The organism is Okeania sp. SIO3B5 (genome assembly GCF_010692555.1).
Lineage (GTDB): Bacteria > Cyanobacteriota > Cyanobacteriia > Cyanobacteriales > Microcoleaceae > Okeania.
Genome location: NZ_JAAHHG010000651.1, coordinates 1 through 4926 on the forward strand (window position 1 = coordinate 1; position 4926 = coordinate 4926).

The window sequence follows — 4926 nt, forward strand, 5'->3', positions numbered from 1 at the left end:
TTGCTCAGGTTAAAAAAGTGAGGATTTTCAGCTTTTGCTACCCGAAAAATCACTCTGACTATTGTTTTGGCCACTGACTCTGTAATTCCCATTGCTTCTACGTCCGCTCCTACTCCCTACTCCCTACAAAGAGCAAAAAGACTTTCCATACGCAAACCCTAAATATTTTTGGCGTTGGTGATTCTGGGTATGATTTGATAATTTTATATTTTGTATTTTGTATTTTGGATGGTTTGAACTACTTGTTAATATTAACTGTTCCCTGTTCCCAGTTAAGTGTTCCCTATTCCTTATAAACCTACTTTCATACCTTAATTCACCAACGCCATATTTTTTTGCCTAATTTAGAATCTCCATGCAATTTTCCCTTCAGCATAGCTGCCTTCAGCATAGCTGCCTTCTTCAATGAGAATGAAGCAGTATAATGATAAAATAAGTCGTAAAAAAATCCCAAAAAGACGATGATTATAGAAGTTTCTTTGACTGAAATAGCCAAAACAACCCGTCAAGCAGCACAAAAATCAGCAGGTTTATCCACAGAAGCCAAAAATCAAGCAATTGAAGCAGTTGCCCAAGCACTAGAAACCGCAGCACCAAAAATTCTCGCAGCAAATAAACTTGACTGTCAGATAGCTCAAACCAATAACATTGCTAAACCTCTTTATAATCGATTGAAAATGGACGAGGCCAAACTTAACAGCGCGATCGCAGGTTTACGCAATGTTTCTATTTTGGCCGATCCAGTCGGTGTTGTGCAAATACATCGAGAACTAGATGAAGGATTAATTCTTAAACGAATTACTTGTCCTTTGGGAGTTATTGGTGTAGTTTTTGAAGCTCGTCCTGATGCTGTAATTCAAATTTCAGCTTTGGCAATTAAATCAGGAAATGGTGTCATTCTCAAAGGAGGAAAAGAAGCAACTAATTCATGTCAAGAATTAGTTACAGCAATTCGCCAAGGACTGGCAACAACTTCTGTTAATCCTGATGCAGTACAGTTATTAACTACCAGGGAGGAAACTCTGGAGTTACTGAAGTTAGATAAATATGTCAATTTAATTATTCCCAGAGGTTCTAATTCTTTTGTGAAATTTGTACAGGAAAATACTCAAATTCCTGTTTTGGGGCACGCTGAAGGAATTTGTCATGTTTATGTAGATAAGTCAGCAGATATTCAAAAGGCAGTTGCAATTACTGTGGATGCAAAAACTCAGTATCCTGCTGCTTGTAATGCAGTGGAAACTTTGTTAGTTCATACTGATATTGCTGACAAGTTTTTGACAGAAGTTTTCCCAATGATGGAAAAGCATCAAGTAGAGTTATTAGGTGATGCAGCTACTCAGAAAATTTTACCATCGCTAAAGGTGGCAACAGAATTAGACTGGGCAACAGAATACAGCGATCTAGTATTGTCAATTAAAGTAGTAGATAATTTAGAATCAGCGATCGCTCACATCAATACTTATGGTTCTGGACATACAGATGCGATCGTAACTGAGGATAAAGAAACCGCAGACATATTTCTTGCTCAAATAGACGCAGCGGGCGTATTCCATAACTGTTCGACTCGGTTTTCTGATGGCTTCCGTTATGGTTTTGGAGCGGAAGTAGGAATTAGTACTCAGAAAATGCCACCAAGAGGCCCAGTCGGTTTAGAAGGGTTAGTAACTTATAAATATCAAGTTGTAGGTGATGGCCATATTGCTGCTACTTATTCTGGCGATCGCGCTCAGACATTTACTCACCGAGATTTGTAGAGGAGTAAGGGAGTAGGGGAGTGGGGGAGTGAGGGAGTAGGGGAGATTGAATATGGAAGTGTGGGTAGAATTATAAACATATACTGGGCATTGCTGAGGGGCGGGATAAATATAAGTGGTAAGTTAAGTGGGAGCAGGCATCCTGCCTGTCCCGAAAATATCAGGAACGGGCAAGATGCCCATTCCACTTTCACAAAACTATAAAAATCATCCCGCATTTATGCAAAGCCATTATTAATTATTAATTATTAATTATTAATTATTAATGGTTTTTTTGCATTCGAGCTGCCAGAATAGATCTTAAGTTTTCAAATGCTTCTGGTGTGGCCTCAGAAGCTTGCCATGCTGGACGTGCCATTAAGCGATCGCACCAAGCACTTACTTTAGGATATTCACTCAAAGAAATACCACCTCTTATTGAGAATATAGGAACAATTGTTCCAGCAACAGCATCAGCTAAAGTTAAATTGTCACTACCAAAATAAGAGCGATCGCCCAATAATTTCTCAAAAAACGTTAGTGTTGTAGCAATTTTCTGTTGCGCCTTCTCAACTTTTTCTAAGTCCTCTCCTGGTAAATCAAAAATTCTTGGTACTAATGCATCGATGGAAGGCAACAATTCATTAACACTAACCATTTGTACCATTCGCACAATTGTTAGATCTTTGACATCTTGAGGCAACATAGTAGGATTAGGGTACTTAGCTTCTAAATAGTCCAGAATTGCCAAAGACTCCACTACATTAAAGCCATCATCTACCAAAGCAGGAATGTGGTGGAAAGGGTTAATTGCCAAATAATCCGGTTTAAATTGTTCTCCTTCGCTCAGTTTGAGTTCTACCAGCTCAAACTCAAGTCCTTTTTCTAGCAATGTCACCCAGACGCGACGGGAATTAGGAGATATTGTGGTATGATAAAGAGTTAACATCAGAAAACCTCATAGTTTGATAAATCTGTACTATAGCGCTGCGCGCAGGCAACAGGCAACAGGCAACAGGCAACCCACCCCTCGCCCCTCCCCCTCCCAGGAGGGGAATAAAAAGCTAATAATATAAGACTTTTAGCTATTGGACAGTTCCTGCAATTTGTAAATATACCAGCGCACATTACTATATTAAGATTAACAGGACTTACCCAAAGGATAAATTATACACTATTTATAGGGTTTAACAGCCGTGTACGGGCGAACGTCTGTAGGGACGTTGCATGCAACGTCCCTACCTATTCCCTATTCCCTATTCCCTATTCCCTATTCCCTATTCCCTAAGCACGAAAATCATAGCTAAATTCACCAACGCCTAATATTTTAAGTAAAAGTCTTTGATTAATGCGATAAATTCAGGGGTGTATAAACATTGTTTAGCTTCAATAATCAGAGTATCTTCTTGAGGGGATAATTTATTTTTACTTAATTCCATCAAAATTCGTTTTGTCGGAATTTCTGGCATGGGTTTGACATATAGTTTTTTGTGACAAAATAATCCAAAAAACCTTGCTTTTGTCTGAAAATTTTTAGCTTGCTCTACTGGATAAATAACAGCTAATTTACCCGTATCTGACAAAAGTTCAACTGCTGTTTGTAATAAATCAGTTTGCGAAAGAAAGTCTGTATGTCTGGCAACCGTTCTAGCTTTTTTTGCCGCCTTAGAAGCATTTTCAAAGAAAGGTGGATTTGATACTATTAAATCATACTTTTTTTCACAAGATTCTGTATATTCCTGAATAGAATAATTATGAATTTTAATCCTATCTAACCATGGCGATCGCTCCACATTTTCTCTAGCTTGAATAGATGAGTTAACATCAATTTCTACAGCATCAATTTGAGCAAGAGAACGTTGTGCCAGCATTAAAGAAATTAAACCCGTACCAGTACCAATATCCAAAATTTTTTCTGCTCCAGAAATATCTATCCATGCTCCTAATAAAGTACCATCAGTACCGACTTTCATTGCACATCGGTCTTGCAGAATAGTAAACTGTTTAAATCTAAATTTATTTCCTCCCATATTTTAATTTTTATGTTTAGCGGGTGACATGGCTCGCCAAGGATTTCAATCCTTGGCTAATAGTTTAAGTCATCTTAAGATGACTCTTGAGGAGTATGCCATCTTTTTATATTGTGGTTAATCACTGCAACTTGATATGAATTCAGAAGTCAGAATTCATTAAAATACCTAGTATATCAGTTTACTATCTCCATATTTCGGAAAAATACAAACAATATCTATTAAAATTTATATTTTTCAGGATTAACCTGCAAAATATTTATTTTTTCTTCATTCTGGAAATTTATCAATTCTGATTGCCTACTATATAAGTCGAAGAAAAGGGCGCAGACATATCAAAAATTTAAAATTTCTTCCTTCTGCCTTCTGCCTTCATCCTTCATCTCACTATCTACATATTTCGGAAAAATCAAAATAATATCTATTAATATCATTCCCGGATAATTAATAACAAAAAAACTTTTTCCCTTCAAACCTTTTCTTCCCTTAAAACCTTTTCTTCACTTCTGCCTTCTGCCTCCAGCATAGCTGCCTTCTGCCTTCTTCCTTCATCTCACTATCTACACGGAAAAATCAAAATAATATCTATTAATATCATTCCCGGATAATTAATAACAAAAAAACTTTTTCCCTTCAAACCTTTTCTTCCCTTAAAACCTTTTCTTCACTTCTGCCTTCTGCCTCCAGCATAGCTGCCTTCTTCCTTCTTCCTTCATCTCACTATCTACATATCTCGGAAAAATTAAAATAATATCTATTAATATAATTTCCGGATAATTAGTAACAAAAAAACTTTTTCCCTTCAAACCTTTTCTTCCCTTAAAGCCTTTTCTTCACTTCTGCCTCCAGCATAGCTGCCTTCTTCCTTCTTCCTTCATCTCACTATCTACATATCTCGGAAAAATCAAAATAATATCTATTAATATAATTTCCGGATAATTAGTAACAAAAAAACTTTTTCCCTTCAAACCTTTTCTTCCCTTAAAGCCTTTTCTTCACTTCTGCCTCCAGCATAGCTGCCTTCTGGCTTATGCCTTCTTCCTTCATCTCACTATCTACATATCTCGGAAAAATTAAAATAATATCTATTAATATAATTTCCGGATAATTAGTAACAAAAAAACTTTTTCCCTTCAAACCTTTTCTTCCCTTAAAGCCTT

Annotated in this window: 4 protein-coding genes; 1 reads left to right on the top strand and 3 read right to left on the bottom strand. The window is 36.7% G+C overall.

Annotated elements, in window-relative coordinates:
• Positions 1 to 461: 461 nt before the first annotated feature.
• A complete protein-coding gene (locus tag F6K54_RS40220) occupies positions 462 to 1757 on the top strand; it encodes a glutamate-5-semialdehyde dehydrogenase (RefSeq protein ID WP_293089973.1) in 1296 nt (431 codons plus the stop codon).
• A 262-nt stretch (positions 1758 to 2019) separates the two neighbouring features.
• Here the strand turns inward: F6K54_RS40220 and F6K54_RS40225 are convergent, their stop codons facing one another.
• The 3 genes from F6K54_RS40225 to F6K54_RS40235 form a co-directional block, all read right to left on the bottom strand.
• Positions 2020 to 2685, bottom strand: a complete 666-nt coding sequence (locus tag F6K54_RS40225) for a glutathione S-transferase family protein (RefSeq protein WP_293089975.1) — start codon at positions 2683 to 2685, stop codon at positions 2020 to 2022.
• Between the two features lie 370 nt (positions 2686 to 3055).
• A complete protein-coding gene (locus tag F6K54_RS40230) occupies positions 3056 to 3766 on the bottom strand; it encodes a tRNA1(Val) (adenine(37)-N6)-methyltransferase (RefSeq protein WP_293089977.1) in 711 nt (236 codons plus the stop codon).
• 650 nt (positions 3767 to 4416) lie between these two features.
• The gene (locus tag F6K54_RS40235) at positions 4417 to 4572 is read right to left on the bottom strand and encodes a hypothetical protein (protein WP_293089979.1); all 156 of its coding nucleotides are present in this window, start codon (positions 4570 to 4572) and stop codon (positions 4417 to 4419) included.
• Positions 4573 to 4926 lie beyond the last annotated feature (354 nt).

Bases quoted from the DNA above. Each gene is read 5' to 3' on its own strand.
- F6K54_RS40225 (WP_293089975.1), bottom strand. From the start codon at position 2,685: ATGTTAACTCTTTATCATACCACAATATCTCCTAATTCCCGTCGCGTC.
- F6K54_RS40220 (WP_293089973.1), top strand. From the start codon at position 462: ATGATTATAGAAGTTTCTTTGACTGAAATAGCCAAAACAACCCGTCAA.
- F6K54_RS40230 (WP_293089977.1), bottom strand. From the start codon at position 3,766: ATGGGAGGAAATAAATTTAGATTTAAACAGTTTACTATTCTGCAAGAC.